The organism is Paenibacillus sp. FSL R5-0701, from assembly GCF_037973995.1.
Lineage (GTDB): Bacteria > Bacillota > Bacilli > Paenibacillales > Paenibacillaceae > Paenibacillus.
The window spans coordinates 1,064,799-1,084,081 of the sequence record NZ_CP150230.1 but is presented as its reverse complement, the minus strand read 5'-3'; the positions used below and the strand labels follow the sequence as shown (position 1 = coordinate 1,084,081).

Sequence of the window (19,283 nt, the reverse complement as noted above, 5' to 3'; positions counted from 1 at the left end):
GATATGTACGTGACTTCATTACATGCTTGGTATTGGTAAATATGGTCTCTACTCTATTATCGTCCAGCATGGGAAAAAATTCATTAGTTGTTTGTATATAAAAAAATGAGCACTCTCTATTGCCTATGAATGGCAGGAGCACTCTTGTTTATCATTCGTATCTTGGATTCAAAGCATCTCTCCAAACGTCATCATCTACGAAGCCAACCTTTTTTTCACTAAAATAAGCTTGAGTTCCTTGCTCCAAATCATTCAAGATTTGGGGCCAGTCCTTCTCGTTAGTTTCCTTGGATTCAAAATCCCCAACAATGTTCAGCCATCGCTGGTTTAACTGCTGATACTCCTCGATCCTGGCTTTAAGTTCAGGTGTTACAGGATAACTGGTTATGTCCAGTCTCTCGAACGTCATTCGCATGCGGTGAAGTGTAGGTGGCATTACATCATCTTGACCTAGATCGTTTGTGAATAAAGATCCGGGTATTACCAGCCAGTTAGCTTCTTCACTGAAATTTAGATTCATCAAGTTATACTTATCTATAATCTGCGTCATATTTGTAAAGTTGTAATAGAGCTGGCTGGCTTGTTCTCCATCCTCAACCATCTCGTTTGTTATTTGCTCATTCTCAAGTATTCGATCAAACAAAATATCATTATTTATAATTGTACTTTTCATATCAACCATATCTTGTCGTACATTCATCGTTAGATACTGTTCATACATTCTTTTTTCTTTATAAAAGCTATAGGTTAGAACAAGTAATAATGCTAAGCCAATACAGCATCCAATCATTACGAAGCGTTTCTTTAAAATCATGGCAATTTGTTCTCCTAAGATTTTATAGTAAGAAGCACCTCTACATTTGTCTGGTAGAAGTGCCTTTATACATTATTTATCTGTAATTCAGTTGTGAGGTTTCTTAAAAATTGAATACTCAATATTTTCAAGAAGTTCTCCGTAATGCGTTTGGAGTAATTCAAGATATGTTACGTTGAACGTATACGTTCCGTTTTTATAGAAAAATATCTCTTCTCCAGATGTGTGATAGAATACTCCATCTACTTTGAGTGATCCGATAACATAAAAGGAAATTTCGTACATTGTTTTATACCATAATTCATATTGTTGATTATTCTCCAATTCAAAAGATATGGTTTGTTGATACATAAAATCCTCTTCTTGAAACATAGTTTCATAAGAAGCTGCTGGATGATCAGCCGGGAAAATATTATCATAAGCAGTTATTTTCAAACCACCGCTTAGATCAAACTCATGAATGAACAATGCATTGTGTTGTCGGTTCATATAATTCACTTCAAAACTCTTACTTTCAATTAATCTTTTCAACCATAAAGGATCTTGTTTTCCATTCAACTTCAGTGAATATTCCATAAACTTGTCTCCTCTACTTTAAGGGAATACTGATATGATCTTACCGTCCTTTTTGATTGCGATAACTTCTTCTAAACCTTGGATTTCCCATTCTTTAAATTGCTTAAGCAACGCAGAATCATCTCCAGACCACTTTGTTAAATTAATCACCACATTCTTGGTTTGTTGTTTAATCACAACCTTTTCTTGAACCTCACTCCAAATACCTCTAATACCTTTATTTTCAGTTGGTGCATAACAATCAAATATACGCCCTTCAATTCTAAAATCGGGATCTCTTTTGGAATCAATTCCATCACTATCTAAAACTTTAGGGTTCTGTTCAATCCGATATCCACTTCTCGCCAATTGATCAGCAGCATCATTTTCTAATTCTAAAGACTGTTTAGTCGCCTTATCCGCATTATTTGGAATTTTTGTTCTCGCTCCACTTGGTAAGGCCTCTGGATTAGGTGATTCACTTGGCTTTATTAGATCTCTGGGACTGTCAATTCCCTTTTGAGGCTCCTTCTTATCTCCCCCTGATCCCCCAGATCCAATGTCGTCCTTCGAACGAAAAGCTCTGCCAAACAAAACATACGCTAGGGCCTGTCCCGTCATCGCTCCACCGTAATACCCTGCACCACTCTCATCAATCTGCTTCTTCTGCTCTTCTACAAATTGCTCTATATCCGACCTCGCCGTTCCCGTACCCCAAGCGGTGTCCCATGCAAACTGAATACCACGCCCAACGTCCACAACTTTGCCCACTGTCATGGCATATGCCACACTGCTTAATGTACTGAACGGGTTCTCGAAGAAAGCTTCTGCCGTCTGGCCCATTCCTGTTAATGTTTCTCCTACTGATTTATCGAGAAGCCCTACAGCGAAATTTCGCTTTAGTTCTTCTGGAATATACAGCGCAACCTCACCTGAGCCGTCCGTTGTTCTGAAGTTCATGGCGATAAACGTAAACTCTTTCTGGATTTCGTCCAACAGCCCGAGTGTAGTCGGGAACACTTCTTTCACCTGCATAAAATCCCAGAAGAAACGCTCTCCTGTCACACCCGACCAATCGGATTGCAACATATAGATGGATTTCTCCAGTTCCCAGACCATTCGCTCCAGTTCCTGTTTCTTCTGTTGGACCAACCGGGCCTTTTCCTCCAATAGATCGGGATGTACCTCGATTCGCTGCATTTCCTTATCACCCGCCAACCTGACCTTAGTTTATGTACCTAAATTTTAACAAGTAAGAAGGAGGATTGGAATCAAACGGAAGGATCATTTCCTCAGAGGTTATCCGGTCGTTGGGCAACATCCTTGGGTAACTATTTTTGCACATTAATGCATGGATGAATGCCGTTGAGTCGACTGGGTATCTTGTACAAAAAGAACGACTTCTATCACAGATAGAAGTCGCAAAAGATAACGATACAGTAGGATTAAATCTTCTTTAAGACACTACAAATTGTACGACAATTGGAGTCCCATCATTTAATGCATCTCCACCGGGAATTGTAATTGTAGTCGTCGTAGCCGAGGATGTATCTGCTGTTTGCATAAGGCCATTAATATAAAGATTGTAGTAGTTGTAGGTGCCTGGAAATGCGGTTGCAGCTACACCAGCGTCGTTTGTAAAGGCAGTCGCAGCAATGGCAAACGTTGCTCCAGTGCCGGTCCCATCACCAATGGTTGCAACAAATCTTAAACTGTTCTGAAATGGTGTCACAAGTGGCATGTTTCTCACCTCCTACCTAACATAGTATATGTGGTAGGTTTGGGAGTAGTGAAGGCAAAGGAACCAGCAACTAAATCCAATTTTAACCATTTATAATATTGGCTGTTATTATAATTATCTCGATAGTGATAGGTGTCCCTGCAAAGATCACACCGTTTTGTGACGAAAAAAACAACCTCTCCGCACTTACACTGTATGAGTTTCCTGGTTGTACAATCCCGTTTATATAAAGATTGTTGAAACTAGTAAGTCCAACCCCAGCAAATTCGGTTATGCTGTCGCCATCGTCATTTGTGAATTCTGTGGCAGGAATTATAACTGAGGTCGACAAATCCAGATCGGTGTCCGGAAAATAGAAGTAACGGTTTGCCGTAGGAATGATTTCAATTCCGGGCACGGTGCCCGGCGGACCTTGCTCACCTGGGGGACCCGTTGGTCCTTGGACTCCGGGAACTCCCGGTTGACCTGGCTCACCTTGAGGCCCTGTAGGACCTTGCGCTCCAGGAAGCCCTTGTTGACCCGGCTCACCCTGAGGACCTGCGGGACCCTGCGCTCCAGGAAATCCCGCTTGACCCGGTTCACCCTGAGGACCTGCAGGACCCTGCGCTCCGGGAACTCCGGGTTGACCCGGTTCACCCTGAGGACCTGCAGGACCCTGCGCTCCGGGAACTCCGGGTTGACCCGGCTCACCCTGAGGACCTGCCGGACCTTGCGCCCCGGGAACTCCGGGTTGACCCGGCTCACCTTGAGGTCCTGCGGGGCCTTGCGCTCCGGGAAGCCCCGGTTGACCCAGCCCGCCGTGATGACCAACGAGACCTTGCACTCCAGGAAGCCCCGCTTGACCCGGTTCACCTTGAGGACCAGCGGGACCCTGCGCTCCGGGAAGCCCCACTTGTCCCGGCCCGCCATGAGGGCCTGCGGGGCCTTGGGCACCGGGCACACCTTTCGTTCCAGGGAAGCTCACAGTCTCCAATTCATGTTGTCTCAACGGAGCGAGCAGGGGAGTAGGCTCACAACATACCGGGTTGCTGCCTCCCCCTCTCGGTAATGCAATGACTTTTTTGTCACGGGCCATTTTCTGTGATCTTAATGGACGCTTCAGTGAGCAGCGCTTTCTCCGATAAGATCTACGGATAATATGGCATTTCTTTCGTTTTCCCAAGTGTTTTTTTCTACATTTCAACGTAGAACGACTGGGCCTTAATTTGTTGAGGGTGGCTGTCCTCTTGTTCAGATACTTCAAAATGGTCATCTCCTTAGGCCAAGGCACACAGTATATATGCCCTATACTATGTCCTTAGCACATTCGGAGAGTGTGCGAATAACTATGAGGAAAGCCCAATAAAAAAGACAAGAGTCCTGCTATAGTTGTCCTTTGTCTTACCAGCATGGCTTCATTGTTTAATTTTGAGGGAAGCGGAATACCCTTATGAAGCGGAGCTCAACTTTCTTTTTGCCGTCCAATAGCTCCAGCCTTGGAATACTACAAACAACGCTACTGCCATGATCAAACTCATCCCCATCTCCACCAATCGCTGCATATTCCCATTCAAGAAAACGCTGTACCCCTGAGTTACCGCGGAACTGAACTGTTCTGAGGCGAAAAATACATAATAGAGACTAAACATCAGCATATGAACAAAGGTATACACGATGGAGAAGGCAAAAGGACAGCGGGGGATGGGATGATCTATAATACAAATATTACCACACCACACAAGAGACAAATTCCGTGATAAACTAACGCTATGCTCCATTACAGCGACGATGCGTTGCTTGATAAGATTTTATATTGAAACTCGGAGGAATATGGATGAGAACGGCATTAACGAAATGGAACCGAATGAGTCTTATTAAACGAATTTTACTAGGAATTGTCTTGGGGATTGTCTTGGCCCTGATCGTGCCCGGTGCAACAGGAATTGCACTTTTTGGTTCCTTATTTGTCTCAGCATTAAAGGCGGTTGCTCCAATCTTAGTGTTACTTTTGGTGATGGCCGCTATATCCAACCATCGAAAAGGTGTTCAAACCAATATGAAAAGGATTATCGTCCTTTACGTTATGAGTACCTTTCTGGCTGGGCTGCTCGCGGTTGTGGCAAGTTTCTTATTTCCGGTTACATTGACTTTGGTATCGGGCGTGCAAGAGTTGACCCCACCTGATGGCATTGTTGAGGTCCTGAAGAGCTTGTTATTGAAGTTGGTTGATAATCCGGTAAGTGCACTGATGAACGCTAACTATATCGGTATTCTGGCTTGGGCCTTGCTGCTAGGTGTTGCTCTCAAAAGCTCGAGTGATAACACTAAAAACCTGATTACTCAATTCTCGGAAGCTGTATCGAAGATTGTGAAATGGGTAATCCAGTTTGCACCGTTCGGGATTATGGGTCTTATTTTTGACTCCATTACAACAAGCGGACTTTCGTCTTTGTTGGGTTACGGAAAATTACTTTCCGTTCTTGTTGGATGTATGGTGTTCACCGCGCTTGTTGTGAATCCACTAATCGTATATCTGAACATTCGTAAGAATCCATATCCCCTCGTCTTTCAGTGCTTAAGAGAAAGCGGGATTACGGCATTCTTTACACGAAGTTCTGCGGCGAACATTCCAGTCAATATGAGATTATGTGAAAAGTTAGGCTTGGACAAGGATACGTATTCGGTATCCATCCCGTTGGGCGCTACGATTAATATGGCGGGGGCAGCCGTTACCATATCGGTCTTATCCCTTGCAGCTGTTCATACGATGGGTATTCAAGTGGATTTTGGAACAGCGCTGATTCTCAGCGTGTTATCCGCTGTTGCTGCTACTGGCGCCTCGGGTGTGGCGGGTGGCTCTCTTCTTCTTATTCCTATGGCATGCAGCTTGTTCGGCATATCGAATGATATTGCGATGCAAGTCGTTGGGGTTGGCTTCATCATCGGAGTGTTGCAAGACTCATTTGAAACGTCCCTGAATTCATCCTCGGATGTCTTGTTTACCGCTACAGCAGAATACGCTAAGAAACGTAAAGAAGGTAAGAAAACAGCAGTTCAACTCTAAACCAACAGCAGTTGGCCTACCATATCCCCTCCTGGTTACAGTGAAAAAAGATCACATGATGACATGCGATCAACACCGTGGACCCGAGGGGATTTCTTCATTACAACGTAAAATGGAACAATAACTTCTGCAACATTTTTTCTCCATAGAAGAAGGCATGAGCGCTCCGTTTTCTTGCATCAGCGTTACACATTATTAAAAAATCCCCTTCAAGTAACCACATGTTCTGAACGAACACCGTTTACTTGAAGGGGATTGATCTGTACTCTACTTCTCGAATCGGAACCAGCCGAAGTCAAACTGACTGCCTGGCAGGAAGATAAAGCTTACTTTCTGTTCACCTTTCACCTGTTCAAGCTCAAACACCCGTTCTTCGTATCCACTCGACTGTGTGAACTCAACCAGCTGGTTGCTCTGTCCGTCCGCACCTGCGAAGCGAATATGAATCGTATTCTTATCAATCGGTGAATGGCCGTAGATCACGAGCTTCGACGTGCCTTCTGCCGTAAAGTCCATGTTTTCAAACTCCAACGACACGTTGTTCCCGATACCTTCAACACGGTCACCCTCAATTTTAAACGTATCTCCGTAGAGATGGTCACAGGATGCAGCCGCATTCTGCTCGAAGGCCCGACTCTGACGTTCGAAGGAGAAGCCTTTAATATGAATCTTCTGCTTCAGTACAAAACAGATCGACGTAATTCCGCTAAGACGTTTGGACAATTGGTATGTCTCTTCCTGGTACACATTCCAAATGGACTCTTTGTCATACACCACATCTGCGATCATCGTACTTCCTTCTTCATCCGGCATACCTTCCCAGATCTGAATGAAGTAGTCCTCCGTAGACAACGTAAAGATTGGAATGGTAATCGTATCGGAACCGTATGGCCCGAAGTCAATATTGCGGAAGCCTACATGCGTCTCCCCATCCCGACTTGTCGCTACCCCGCGCTCATTGCCGTTACCAACCTCACCTTTGGTGTAATCGTACAGTCCGCCCGTGATGAAACCGTATGGATCTTTGTACGCTGTGCCGAGACCTTCCGCCTTGAACTCCAGCTGGGAGATGAGTTTCGTTTTATCCGTACCGTTGGTACTGGTTGCGCGAAGGCGGAACTCTCCGTCACCTATAGCCGATACCTTCACCGCATGTTGATGCTCACCGTTGTCGCCTGCTTCTGCTTGAACAGCTTCCACTTTAGCAATGTTGGACTCGATTCCAGCATCATTCACAACGGCCCACTCAATATCACGATAGGAGGTGTTCTCCGGATACAGCTTGGCGGTTACGACCAGCTCCGGGTTGGACGGATCGAGCAACTGTCCTGCTTTACTGATGATCTCAATTTTCCGCAAAGGAATCTCCTGAGCATTCCCCGTTAGCACCGGACGTTCTTCATTGTTCATGAAGACAGCTTTCGCTAGTTTCTCATCAACCAGTTCCGCATCTACAATACGCGATTCAAACTCAGCTACAGCCCCTTCCAACCCTTCAGAAGAAACTTCAATCCGTACTGTTCCAGGTTCATTTGTCGCTCCGATGATCGCCATCAGTTTGCCGCTGAACAGTCTTCTGCTCAAACCTTTATATGGATCGTAGTCCGTGCTGTCACCGTTATCCAGACCCAGCAATCGTCCTGCACCGGTCACCTGAACTTGCACGCGGTTATTCGCATTGTGCACGGGATTTCCAGCTTCATCTTCCACATCAATTTCTACAAAAATCAGGTCTGTGCCACTGGCTTGCAGCTGCTCCCGATCCGCTTTCAGACGAATCTTCTTCGCATCCGTATAGGATCTTTGCACATCAGTTGCAATGATCTCACCGTTCTCATCGTAAGCGATCGCTTTCAGCTCGCCCTCTTCATAAGGCACTTTCCACCAGCCGGATAGTTGTGTTCCATTGGCATGATCGATATCGTACGTGCCAATCGTCTTGCCGTTGAGTTGCAGCTCAATCTTCGGCGCGTTGCTGCACACGCGTACATCAATGATCTGACCCGGGCTGAAATCCCAGTAAGGGAACAAGTGAACCATCGGACTTTTCTTATAATCCGTCCAAGCCGCTTGGTAGATGTAATAGGAGTCTTTCGGGAACGTTGCTGTATCCAGCTGTCCAAAATACGAATTCTTCGTATGATATGGTGTCGGCTCTCCGATATAATCGAATCCAGTCCACAGAAACTGACCCAGTGAATACGGCGTATCCCGCTCTGCCAAAATGCAGTATTCTGCCGACTTCGCGCCCCAACTCGTCGTACTGTTACCCAAAGCCGAGCACTGCTCGTCATCATCTGCCAGAATCGGCTGTTCGAACGGGAAGTGATAAATGCCGCGGCTCTGCACCACCGAAGACGTCTCACTACCATAGATGATCCAATCTGGATGTTCTTCATGATGTTTGTCGTAGTATTTTTCCGCGTAGTTGTAACCTGCCAGCTTCACGATATCCGCACATTTTTGTGCATTTTCCCAAGGCATGTAATTCGAACCAATCGTCACGCCTGCATTGCCTTTTGGATCAAATTCCAGCACATAATCCATCAGCATCCGGGTTACTTCCTGTCCACGCTCATCCGCATGGGTATCATAGATTTCGTTCCCGATACTCCACATGATCAGGCTGGCATGGTTACGGTCGCGCTTCACCCAACTCTTCACATCGGTATGCACCCACTCTGGGAAAAATCTCGCATAATCGTATGGCGTTTTGGCACGTTCCCACATATCGAAGGCTTCAGACACAACCAGCATACCCATCTCATCCGCAAGTTCCATGAACTCTTTGGCAGGCATATTATGCGCGGTGCGGATGGCGTTAACACCCATTTCTTTGAGCAAAACAAATCTTCTACGCAATGCCGTCAGGTTAAAAGCAGCTCCCAGCGCACCGAGATCATGGTGTTCACACACCCCGTTCAGCTTCATCTTGACTCCGTTCAGGTGGAACCCTTCATTGGCATCCAGCTTGATATCCCGGAATCCAATGCGCTGTGAGACCGATTCAACTGTCCGATGTTCCTGATCATCCGAGATCAATCGCAGCTCCGTCACCAGTTCATACAGATGCGGTGCATCCGGGCTCCATAGGTTAGGATTCACAACCATAAGCTGTTGGCTATCTACTGATGCTGCCGCATTCTCTCCCACCGAAGCTGTAACATTCGCCTTCGTCGATGCCACCACCTGACCTTCATACCGGATCGTATGCACCAGCTCTGCTTGCTGATTCTGTTCCAGGTTCAGCTCCGTATCTACTTCCACCTGCCAGCCATTCGGCTGTTGCTGAATCGATACATACGTTCCATCCGTCACGATGTGGTTGCGGTCTCTCGTTTTCAGCCACACATGGCGATAGATTCCGGCTCCGGAATACCATCTGCTGTTCGGGCTCTGATGCACCACTTTGACTACAATCTCATTGTCGCCTTCCACCAGTGCATCCGTGATCTCATGTTCAAAAGCAGAATAGCCATACTTCCACTCCCCAACCAACTGCCCGTTCACATACACCGAAGAATCCATGTACACGCCATCAAAACAGAGCAAAAGCTGCTGCTCATTCTTCGTGTAATGGAACGTCTTACGGTACCATCCAATGCTGTCTTCATACAGTTCAAGCGTATTATATATCAGCCAATCATGGGGAAGTTCCACAGGTTCATACACCAGACCCGCAGGTTCCGTAACATCCAGCTTACTTTTCGCAAATTGCCATCCATCATTAAAAAGTCTCTTCTGATTCATGGTAGATTCTCACTTTCTTGAAGTAAATTATGATTACGGTTACAACAGTAGATGTCGCTTTTTCCGAAAACCTTTTCGGTAATACACAAGTATGACTATAACACATAACCCGATTATACCATCAGTCTCTTTCCTGTACCTCCATTTCAGAAGATTTTTTAGCCAGATTAATGAACGTTTTATTCCCTCCAAGCATTAGAACGCGCGATAACAACAAACCAAAAAGGCAACCCCTCAAACGGGTCACCTTCTATATTTTTCCTATAGCACGCCACTTCTTCTCTCTACACTCCTACACCAACCATACTCAACCTCTATCCCTTGTAAAAAGGGTTCCACCCTATGCCTTTGCCCGATGGCATCGCGCCAGGCACCCCATCCGCTTCAAGCAGCGGACGGACAACTAACTTCACGGGCCACTCCCTGCTCTCGAATATCGCATGAGCGAGGGCGGCCCGATCAGATTCGGGAAGCTGCACATGTTGCAGCGCTTCCTTCCAAGCCTGCTCCGTGATCTCCCATAACTTCGTTTCCGGGATGTGATACACCTCGCTCAGTGCCTCCATGATCGCAGCCAGATTCACCTGCGTCCCCAAAGACTGCACATAGAAGATCAGCTTCTGGATCGTCTCGTTATACAGGCTGTTCGAGTAGCCCGGGCGAATATGATAGGCAGGGTCTGCAATGCCATGCTTGTCCAGATAAGGCTGATGCAAACGCACCGAATCATGATCGCGGAACAATAGACCTTTTACCTGATTATCCCGTAACACCAGACAACAGTTCTGACCATGAATCTCAGGCACAACGCCCACCTTGAACAGACGTATCACGATGTCATAAAACGTCGTAGCTATACTGGTATAGAAGTCGAGGACATCCGTGCTACTCAGGTTATCCCCCAGAATCTCCGTTAATAGATGATGCCCTTCCAGATTCACACCCAGTGCGGCCATTGGAATTACTTTATAATCATCATCCAACAACTCAGAGGGATACACACGAATCTGTGCAGCCAGGTGGCGGGGATGATCATCGAACAGTCCCATGGATTCCGGCATGAAACCCCACCAGTTCTGCTCTTCGCACATATACACCTTGTCCTTCAACGTCTCGTCACAAGCTACAGCTTGCCTTAGCATACGTTCTCCAGCAAGACCATTCAGCAGCTTCACTACCGGAAGATAGCGAGCTGCCCCCAGCGACAGCACACTAACCGGTAGCTTGAACATTAGGGTAGATTCGGTTGACGGAGCCATCGAGCGCAGAGAGGATGTGGCCTGTACGTCGCCCCCTTCTACATCCAATACGACAATGCTGCCTTCCTCGACCTCTCCAGTGAAACGGGGCAGGATCACATGTTCCAATTGCCATGGATGAACAGGCATCGGCAGATATTCGTCCAACGTGATCCCTTTGCGGGTAAACTCGGCTTCCACTACTCCACGCTGAACATCGTCTAACACGTCCAAAATGGACATCCCATCTTCGCAACCTTGCTGCACTGCATCCAACCGTATAGCCACCCAGCGCAGCGAAATCGCCTTCCCGAATTCCGCTGCATACCGTGTGACATCCTCTGCATTGAATCCCACTTTGGCTTTGGACGATGGGTGAAATGGACGATCCCGTAATGCCGCAACGCGCTCCCCCTTGATAAACCATTCGTAAGCAGAAGCTGGGACGTTGGTGGACAGATACTGGACTTGTTCCCAGCCCAGAGCATACTGCTCCACAGCAATGTCCAGACTAGCAAGAAACTCCGCCACTCCGGGCTGCGCATAGGCCTCATCCGACAAAGCCTTCTGTAACACGGCACGTCCAACCTCTACCGGAGAATCAAGGAGAACCCAGCTTCCATCTGCTTTCTCCTCGTAGATCGGTGAACCCTGGACCCACTGAATCCCCTGTCTCACCCCTTCTTCAACCAGACACAGTACACCTTGAGTGTGTAATCTGTAGCGAGAAGCTACATTCTGATTAAGCTCTTCGCTGTCATATTCCTTATACAATCGACGGAACGGTGCAGGGGCCTTAGCAAAATCATTGAACGAATAACCTTCTAATGGAAGCAATTGCTCCGACAAGAAGGCGTTCATTAGATCCGCCATAATCCGGCGTTCAGCGGCTTGCAGACTGGTACGCTTCATCAGTGTTGACATGATCATTGTCCTCCGTTAGATAATGGAATGCCGGGTGCGGATGCCCCAGAAAATCATGATGCGAGATGGTCCAGCAATAAGCGCCAGACTTTTCAAACAAAATAATATCTCCCACGCGCAGCAGTGCTACCTCCGCATCGGAATGCAGGCGATCCTTGGGTGTGCATAGCTCACCTACCACATGAACTCGACGATCTCTTACCTCTGGTCGGGCAAACGAGTGTTTCCAGCGATCTGTCGCCATAATCTGAAACGGATGGTTATGCCCCCATGAAGCAGGCAGACGATTGTGGTGCGTACCTCCCCTTAACACGGCAAAATACTGATCATGAGAAGTTTTGATATCCGTAACCTCTGCTGCGTAATATCCGTGGTCTGCCACCAGCAGTCGACCCGATTCAAAATACAGCTGGCCTCCGCGTGAAACAAGGCGCTGTCTGGCTTCACTTTGCTCCAGCAGAGAAGTGAATAATGGCCAGTCGAATCCGGGACTGCCATCATACGTGACACCGAATCCACCTCCTGCATTCACCACTTCCATAGGTAGATCATACTGCTGCTGCCACTGCTCCACCTTTTGCAAATACAGCTCGATCATCTCGGCATGCAGCCTGGCATCCATATTGTTGGACAAGGAATGGAAATGGAACCCGCTTAACCGAACCACACCCGCGCCTTCCACACGAATGAGTTCAATGGCTTCTTCCACTGCCTCTTCATCGATTCCAAAAGGACTCGGCCCACCACCCATAACAATCTTCGTCCGAGGTAACGTACTGCTTCGCAGGTTGATTCGGAGCAGTATGCGCACTTCCTGCGCTTGCTCCTGTTGTTGCTTGTGTTTTGGCTCATGTCCCGGGTTCTGCTCCCATTCTTGCTTCTGCCTGCTCTCCTGCACCTGCTCCTGCTCCATCGCCCTCTCTTTCGCAATCGCAATGATGCGCCGAAGTTCCAACAGACTCTCCACATGGATGTAGCTCACGCCATGCTCGATCGCCAGACGCAGTTCGCTCTCCTTTTTCCCCGGACCTCCAAACAGAATCGGAACCTCGCGACTTACCGCTCTAACCTTAAGTAGCTCTCCAATCGAAGCCACTTCAAAGCCCTTCACCAATGGAAGCAAAGCCTCAATGATCCGCGGATCAGAATTCGCCTTAATGGCGTAGAACAATTCTGTGTTCCCAGGCATGCTGCCCAACATCTGACGTACTTGCTCCTGAATGCCAGCCAGGTCGTAAACGTACGCACACACCGGTTCTTCCATCCCGCGTTGCAGTTCATCAATCGCATGCCATACACTAGGTTTCATATCTGCCCACCCGCATTCCTGTAGTCATTCCGTTTTTGGGCATAGGCCCGAAACGCCGTATTCCGATCATCACCAAGCACGTATATATGTACTCCCCGCTCAGCCCAAAGCGACATATCCTCCACACCTCTGGTGACCGTTGCATAAGGTACTTTGCACTGCTGGGCAGTAGCATGTAATTCATCCAGTGCACGTCTCACATCCGGGTGCTCCGTCTGCCATGGCACACCGAGGGATTGCGACAGATCCGCCGCCCCTTCCAATACAAAACTCACCTGAGGGTGAGACAGAATCTGTGCACTTTGCCGCACACCCTCCACACTTTCGATCATGGGGACAACCATCACTTGTTCGTTCGCTTCCCCAATGTATCCCGTGAGCGGATATTTCCCGAACACACCGGGACGACCACTGTTCAAGCTCCGCATGCCAACTGGATGATAGTAGGCGTGACGAACCGCTTCCTCCACCTGCTCCAATTGCTCGACATGCGGAATGACGATGCCTTGGGCGCCACAGTCCAGCACTTTCAGAATCTCTGCTCGTTCCACTTTCGAGATACGTACCAGCGGGGTTAGGCCCACCAGTTCCGCCGCACGAACCAACTCTTCCACCGATTCCATCGATGTTGCGGCATGTTCCAGATCAATAATGACAAAGTCATACTCCGCATGTCCGATCATCTCAATGATAACCGGGTGCGGGATCGATACAAAAAGGCCATAAACCGGTTGTTTACGTGCAATTTTTTCCTTCAGCGTGTTAATTCTCATTTGGCGATTCCCTTTAATTCGGGTGTTCTCTTTGATTCAAGTGCATCCTTTGATACCTTGAGCGGATTGCTCGCCTTGCGGAAATATAACTCTCCATCCCCATACAGACGGCGCTTGGTCATCTCTTCGATCAGTGCATCTTCGGCAAAAAGGTCAAATGCAGCGAAGCGCTCCTTGTACTCCGGGTGCTCTCGCTGATAATCCACAATCACACCTGCGCACAGTTGCCAGAACGCTTCCTCCGACAACCCAAACTTCTCCAAAGCCAGCGCAATATCCGTCATACAGATAAAAAAGAATGCATCATACGTATAGTCACGGACTTCCGATACATCTCCCGCATAGATGAAGGAATACCGATTGAACTTGCGATGGGTTTCCGGCTCGGGGTTCAGCTTCGGTGCCCTTTCCGGGTACATCAGTTGATCCGGTACGTAGCGGACACCATCATGCAGATCCTTGATAATGATTCGTTTCGGCAGATCGCCTTCCAGTACCAAAATAATATTCTGAGCATGAGATTCCAGCGCAATCCCGTGTGCATAGAGCAGATGAATAATCGGCAGTGTAACTGTGCGAACAAGGGCCTCGCTCCACTTTTCCACACCATGTCGTTCTACAGCATCCTGGATAAACGGAACACCATTGGGCTGCACCAACATCAACGCATTCAGCGGCCATGCCGTCTCACCTTGCTTCAGGTGAACAGAAACATTCTCCCGCCAGATGGCACCGAGTGTACCGTAGGCCCGTCCATATTGGGTTGCAGGCAACTGCTCATAACGAAATGACAGTCCCATGATTTCTTTCAAAATGCCAAACTGCACCTGTTGCAACAGCTCATCCTCACGAATGAGTTCTTCCAGCCAATCGCTGATCAGCGGTGCGTTCTGGGTTGTATGCTGTGCCAGAATGCGCGTACTCGACGTGTTGGTAATACTGAGGGCCAGCTTGATGTAAGGGGCTTCCGGATTTATCCGGTTCGAGAGTGAACGGATCGACTGCTGCGCACGATAGGGCGAAGACGATAGTCCAAGATACACGATGTCCCCATCCATCCGTTGACGGGCATATACCGACTCCAACTGATGCTCCCACTGCCATGGATGAACTGGAATGAACACATAGCGATCATCCGCGTCAGAACCTCCCATTTCCCCATCCACCTTGCTGTCTTTGCTGCCAACGCTAGAGCCTATTGAGCTATCTTGAACCGCTGTTATTTCACCAACCTCGGCACTGCTCTCAAGCTGATCTGCACTCGTCGCATATGCGTTGACGTTTTCGCCCATGTCCGCACGACCTTGTTGTTGCAGGATCTGTTGAAATCGCTGCATATCCTCTACGGTCAGATGTTGCCCTACCAATTCTTCAGAGCTATACCCTGCGGATACAGCGGTCTGAGCCAATTCTTTTTTCACAGCAACCCAGACTAATGCAACCTCCGTGTTAAATTCAGGGCCATAGGCCAGATTGTCTTTCAAAGAAAATCCCAGCCTCGACTTATAACTCGGATGGTACAGATGACCGTCAGTCATATGACTTTCAAGCGCATCATAATGCCGATCCTCACTCGGAATGTTCGAAGGTAATATCGCCCGGCACTGACTATCCTTTGCCATCGTTTCGAGCAGTTCCTGGATAAAAGCCGTGACATTTGCACCTTTCAAAGCATTCAACACCATTTCTTCCAAAAACAGATCCAGATCGGTGCAAGGTACGCCTTCTCTTTGGATCGAACCCTTCTTCACCTTCACCCGGCCAAATGAAAACTTCCGTTCGGCTTCACATGTGTACGCCACAGGTTTTCCTGACGATGTAAGTCCCTCGGTTCGCCATTCGCTCCCACTTACATGACTGTCCAGAATGCCTTCGAACCACATCGCCTCCAACGTCTGCCGCATGATCCGTTCCTGTACACCCACGTAGACTGCTTCTGTCCTGCCGCCTGCTTCAGCCCTGTATCCCACGACTCCCACGTACTTCACTCCCCATTCGTTTCATTACATTGCTCACCGGCACGTAGGCCGGGGTCTGGCTGATCCCTCTTAGACAACTCACCAAGTTTTGTTTGGCCAGAAAAGCATCCGTTGTCAGCAGATGTTGCACATATGCATTGCCCGTTCGTTCCAGTTCATCTACAAGTACCTCACGTACCTGTTTCCAGAAATGCTCCTCGGATACGTTCACATCTCGCGCCATGGCATGAATTAGAGAACCCAGATGATTGACGATAAAATAGTAAGAAGTCCGCGCCCAGGCTTTCTCTCGCGAATAAAATAATAAATCGGACGCAGCACGATCCTGCTCAAGGATAAGTTCCTCATCCACACTGACCCCTTCCAGATCGCGGACGATAAAATCAACAGGCAACCCATCCTTTAAGGTCACAAGGGTATTCTGCAAATGAGCTTCAAAATGAATACCTTTCTCTCCCGCCGCCCGTACAATCGGCAGCAGAGAACATTTCAGATAACGATCCAACCAACGCTCAGCTATGTCACGTCCACCACCCAGCATCGTCATCAGTCTCGACCGCATCCTGGGAAGCGGTGCTTCTACTAGACTGGATAAGACATACGTATTCTCGACATCAAACTCAATGGGCCGATAAGCTATCGTAAACAGACTGGTTAACTCTTCATCTTCAAAAGCACAAGTCGCAACACCTGTCTCATACGCAATATACGTGTTCGGTTCGGCGCCGAAGCAGTCATGCTGCCTGACGTACTTGGAGGCATCCAGTGTTCTGCGCATCTGCTCAGCACTGTTAGTGCGAATCATGTTGGTGATCTGCATATTCAGTGACAGCTTGATATTGCAGTTCCATTCGGGAACATAAACTGTACGGACCGAAGAGGTTGGATAGACGGTAGGCCCCGCACTACCGAGTAGGATTAATTTTTCATCTCGAATATAGTGCTGTACCTCTGACAACCGTGATATGTATGCGTATTGCCATGGATGGACAGGCAGCAGCCCATACATTCCACTTTTTTCTTTTAAAATAGGCTCCACATGGCTCCGCAGGAGATCATGCAAATCCATTACCGCCTCATCATCCACCCATTCCTGCACGTAGACGTCCTGCCTCACGGCGATATAACAGAGTTGAAACGATGTCCGTAACTCCGGACTGTAGTTCTGAACATCCTGCTCGCTAAAGCCTTTGGAATTCTTCGGGAAAGGGTGAAACGGATGACCATACAACAGTGACTGTTCCGATGTGCGATAATCGTGGATGTCGAGACCGGCTGCTTGTTCGATATACAACGTAAGGTTACCGACACTGTTATCTACCTTTTGTGTAAAATCTTTGGCATACGTCGCATCTACACGATTCGTATTCTCGCCCTTTGGATGTGCAATATCCACCTCAAGTGAACGCTTCATTTCCATCACACTTTTCTTCATTCCATGTTGGTCCGAACTCGCTCCCTGTTTCCCATTCCCGCTTAGCTCAGATGTGATCCAACGAACAAGGTCACGATAATGCACCACTTCCCTGCCAGATTCCATGCTGAGGTATTCATGCTCCCCCATGGCAGAGTAATAAGACAAGCGGCCTGTCACCGTCACCCCGCTGGCTTGAAAAGCAACAGCGTACGTCAGCGTATTTGGATTGATCCGAATATCGTTTTCCTTCTCTAGTGCAAGCTCACGGATGTAACAGTTCATCAGCAGTTTGCATGAATGTTCATGGGCCTGCTGCTCAGCCTCAGACCGGAGCTTGTTTTCCATCTCGAACAATGATGCCAACCTTCTTTCGGGTTATAAGTAAGACCAGGGGAAGTGTAAGCAGTATGGCGCAGCCAAGTCCGATACAAATCTCTTTGAGCGCTCCCCATTTGGCCATCTCCATGGACGTTCCTGCCCCGGCAAGCCATTGCCAACGCATATCGTAATATAGGGTCAAGCCCATCACCGCAAACGAAGAAGCGAGCCGCTCAATTGTGGTCGATAACACCGAGCCTTCATGCATGTCTTCCTCCGGTAAAGCCTGTAAACCAATAGCAGAGATACTCATGCCTGACAGACCAACGCCAATTCCCCGGCACGCCATGAGCATACCGATGATCCAGATCGATGCTCCCATGGGTAGAACCGCAAACGACAGAATGGATATCGACACCAGCAACGTGCCCCATGCGATAAAATGTATGGACCGACCTCGGTCCAGCAAGCTGCCGCCAATCCACATGAACAGACTTGTGCAGATGGATAAGGGAATGAACAGCGCACCGGACATGGCTGGTGACAAGTGGAAGACATCCTGGAACAACAATGGCAATGCAAAGATCACGCCAAACATCACACAATCCTGAATCGTCGAGATCAGCACGGTCAGCGGAAAGACGGCATTACGCCGCAGCAACTGGTATCGGATCAATGGTTCCTTGCGACCGTTCTCTGTCTGGATAAAACGAATGAGTAATCCCACACCCAGTGCAATCAGCAGCCAAGGTACCCATACCACCACAACTGGACTCGCGTACAACTGTACCCCCAGACTAAGAGCACCTACAGCACTGATCAGCAGCATGACACTGGATGGATGCCATTTTTTCCTACGGGCAGGGATATAGGTCTGAATGACTCGACCGCACCCGATCAACGAGAATATAGCCAGTGGCACGTTAAGCCAGAACAACATTTCAAGCCGTCCATACTGAATGATGAAGCCCCCCAGTGTTGGTCCGGCAGCCGGAGCGAGCATAAGCAGCAAACCCCACGCTCCGGTAATTCGCCCTCGTACCTCCGGGCCGTATACATCAAACAACAGCACAAGGGATAACGGAATCATCAGCCCCGCGGCAACGCCATGCATGAAACGAACCAGCAACAGTACTTCAATAGAGTGATAAAACAACGCACCTGCTACCGAGAACAGTCCATAGATACTGATGCCCAACATATACGTCTGCTTACGCCCTAGTCGGTCCACAATCAGGGAAGCCAGCGGCATTGTTAACGTCATAGCCAGCATGTACAGCGCGATGATCCATCCTCCTGCTGTCGTAGAGATCTGATAATATTGCACAAAATAAGGCAGCAGCAGGTTAAATGCACTGTTGGTCAGCACCAGCGAAAAGGCACCGATCAGAATCGCGAGTAATACTGCATGCCTCTTCATCA

The 19,283-nt window shown here is 48.1% G+C and carries 13 protein-coding genes; 1 reads left to right on the top strand and 12 read right to left on the bottom strand.

Translation table 11 applies throughout. The annotated features are described in order from the left end of the window. Window positions 1-151 precede the first annotated feature (151 nt). The 5 genes from MKZ13_RS04880 to MKZ13_RS04860 form a co-directional block, all read right to left on the bottom strand. Window positions 152-814, bottom strand: a complete 663-nt coding sequence (locus tag MKZ13_RS04880) for a hypothetical protein (protein ID WP_339182289.1) — start codon at window positions 812-814, stop codon at window positions 152-154. An 87-nt stretch (window positions 815-901) separates the two neighbouring features. Continuing rightward, window positions 902-1,390 (bottom strand): hypothetical protein, encoded by a 489-nt coding sequence (locus MKZ13_RS04875; RefSeq protein WP_221818887.1) that lies wholly within the window; start codon window positions 1,388-1,390, stop codon window positions 902-904. 18 nt (window positions 1,391-1,408) lie between these two features. Beyond that, window positions 1,409-2,569 (bottom strand): WXG100 family type VII secretion target, encoded by a 1,161-nt coding sequence (locus MKZ13_RS04870; protein ID WP_339182283.1) that lies wholly within the window; start codon window positions 2,567-2,569, stop codon window positions 1,409-1,411. 256 nt (window positions 2,570-2,825) lie between these two features. Further along, complete coding sequence (locus MKZ13_RS04865) at window positions 2,826-3,110, bottom strand: DUF4183 domain-containing protein (RefSeq protein ID WP_036606220.1); 285 nt, start codon at window positions 3,108-3,110, stop codon at window positions 2,826-2,828. A gap of 82 nt (window positions 3,111-3,192) precedes the next feature. Further along, on the bottom strand, window positions 3,193-4,185 hold the full coding sequence (locus MKZ13_RS04860) for a DUF4183 domain-containing protein (protein WP_339182281.1): 993 nt from the start codon (window positions 4,183-4,185) through the stop codon (window positions 3,193-3,195). A gap of 738 nt (window positions 4,186-4,923) precedes the next feature. Here MKZ13_RS04860 and sstT point away from each other — a divergent pair. Further along, window positions 4,924-6,153 carry a serine/threonine transporter SstT gene (gene sstT, locus MKZ13_RS04855; RefSeq protein ID WP_339182278.1) on the top strand — a complete coding sequence of 410 codons (1,230 nt, stop codon included), beginning with the start codon at window positions 4,924-4,926 and terminating at the stop codon, window positions 6,151-6,153. 267 nt (window positions 6,154-6,420) lie between these two features. Here the strand turns inward: sstT and MKZ13_RS04850 are convergent, their stop codons facing one another. From MKZ13_RS04850 to MKZ13_RS04820, 7 genes are all read right to left on the bottom strand, one after another. After that, complete coding sequence (locus MKZ13_RS04850; RefSeq protein WP_339182275.1) at window positions 6,421-9,903, bottom strand: glycoside hydrolase family 2 TIM barrel-domain containing protein; 3,483 nt, start codon at window positions 9,901-9,903, stop codon at window positions 6,421-6,423. A 314-nt stretch (window positions 9,904-10,217) separates the two neighbouring features. Then, on the bottom strand, window positions 10,218-12,065 hold the full coding sequence (locus tag MKZ13_RS04845; protein WP_339182273.1) for an IucA/IucC family protein: 1,848 nt from the start codon (window positions 12,063-12,065) through the stop codon (window positions 10,218-10,220). Next, window positions 12,025-13,374: a type III PLP-dependent enzyme gene (locus MKZ13_RS04840; protein WP_339182270.1), complete on the bottom strand. Its 1,350-nt coding sequence runs from the start codon at window positions 13,372-13,374 to the stop codon at window positions 12,025-12,027. The genes MKZ13_RS04845 and MKZ13_RS04840 overlap by 41 nt, the downstream gene beginning before the upstream one ends. After that, on the bottom strand, window positions 13,371-14,147 hold the full coding sequence (locus MKZ13_RS04835; protein ID WP_221818880.1) for an aldolase/citrate lyase family protein: 777 nt from the start codon (window positions 14,145-14,147) through the stop codon (window positions 13,371-13,373). The genes MKZ13_RS04840 and MKZ13_RS04835 overlap by 4 nt, the downstream gene beginning before the upstream one ends. Beyond that, window positions 14,144-16,126, bottom strand: coding sequence for an IucA/IucC family protein (locus MKZ13_RS04830; RefSeq protein WP_339182266.1), 1,983 nt, complete (start codon window positions 16,124-16,126; stop codon window positions 14,144-14,146). Before MKZ13_RS04830 ends, MKZ13_RS04835 begins: the two co-directional genes overlap by 4 nt. Next, complete coding sequence (locus MKZ13_RS04825; RefSeq protein ID WP_339182264.1) at window positions 16,101-17,888, bottom strand: IucA/IucC family protein; 1,788 nt, start codon at window positions 17,886-17,888, stop codon at window positions 16,101-16,103. The genes MKZ13_RS04830 and MKZ13_RS04825 overlap by 26 nt, the downstream gene beginning before the upstream one ends. Continuing rightward, window positions 17,866-19,281, bottom strand: coding sequence for an MFS transporter (locus MKZ13_RS04820; protein ID WP_339182262.1), 1,416 nt, complete (start codon window positions 19,279-19,281; stop codon window positions 17,866-17,868). The genes MKZ13_RS04825 and MKZ13_RS04820 overlap by 23 nt, the downstream gene beginning before the upstream one ends. Between the last annotated feature and the right edge of the window lie 2 nt (window positions 19,282-19,283).

Excerpts from the sequence above, each read along its gene's own strand:
- MKZ13_RS04880 (WP_339182289.1), bottom strand. The coding sequence starts at position 814 with ATGATTTTAAAGAAACGCTTCGTAATGATTGGATGCTGTATTGGCTTA.
- MKZ13_RS04875 (WP_221818887.1), bottom strand. The coding sequence starts at position 1,390 with ATGGAATATTCACTGAAGTTGAATGGAAAACAAGATCCTTTATGGTTG.
- MKZ13_RS04870 (WP_339182283.1), bottom strand. The coding sequence starts at position 2,569 with ATGCAGCGAATCGAGGTACATCCCGATCTATTGGAGGAAAAGGCCCGG.
- MKZ13_RS04865 (WP_036606220.1), bottom strand. The coding sequence starts at position 3,110 with ATGCCACTTGTGACACCATTTCAGAACAGTTTAAGATTTGTTGCAACC.
- MKZ13_RS04860 (WP_339182281.1), bottom strand. The coding sequence starts at position 4,185 with ATGGCCCGTGACAAAAAAGTCATTGCATTACCGAGAGGGGGAGGCAGC.
- sstT (WP_339182278.1), top strand. The coding sequence starts at position 4,924 with ATGAGAACGGCATTAACGAAATGGAACCGAATGAGTCTTATTAAACGA.
- MKZ13_RS04850 (WP_339182275.1), bottom strand. The coding sequence starts at position 9,903 with ATGAATCAGAAGAGACTTTTTAATGATGGATGGCAATTTGCGAAAAGT.
- MKZ13_RS04845 (WP_339182273.1), bottom strand. The coding sequence starts at position 12,065 with ATGTCAACACTGATGAAGCGTACCAGTCTGCAAGCCGCTGAACGCCGG.
- MKZ13_RS04840 (WP_339182270.1), bottom strand. The coding sequence starts at position 13,374 with ATGAAACCTAGTGTATGGCATGCGATTGATGAACTGCAACGCGGGATG.
- MKZ13_RS04835 (WP_221818880.1), bottom strand. The coding sequence starts at position 14,147 with ATGAGAATTAACACGCTGAAGGAAAAAATTGCACGTAAACAACCGGTT.
- MKZ13_RS04825 (WP_339182264.1), bottom strand. The coding sequence starts at position 17,888 with ATGGAAAACAAGCTCCGGTCTGAGGCTGAGCAGCAGGCCCATGAACAT.
- MKZ13_RS04820 (WP_339182262.1), bottom strand. The coding sequence starts at position 19,281 with ATGAAGAGGCATGCAGTATTACTCGCGATTCTGATCGGTGCCTTTTCG.